1 protein-coding gene is annotated in these 232 nt (G+C 66.4%); it reads left to right on the top strand.

The features are described 5' to 3' along the window. The coding region (locus ACR9ZK_RS23675) for a hypothetical protein (RefSeq protein WP_481344352.1) at positions 1-220 on the top strand (220 nt) is incomplete at its 5' end. Positions 221-232 lie beyond the last annotated feature (12 nt).

Here is a 232-nt window from a genome sequence, read left to right as displayed (position 1 = left end):
CCCCCCCCCCCCTCCCACCCCAAACCCCCCCCCCCCAGATGTAGCTCCGTCTCGTGGGCTCGGAGATGTGTATAAGAGACAGGCCTTCGGCGTCACCCATCCGGCCAGGACGCGTGAGAGCACGCAGCCGACGAGCGCTACGCGGCCAACCCCGCGTGGGCCCGGCTCGAGGACTGTCTCTTATACACATCTGACGCTGCCGACGACGGAGAGAGTGTAGATCTAGGTGGTC

It is taken from the genome of Monashia sp. HAY1-5C (assembly GCF_056755255.1).
Note: the sequence above shows the minus strand (reverse complement) of the source record. Positions and strands in the feature narration are given on the sequence as shown.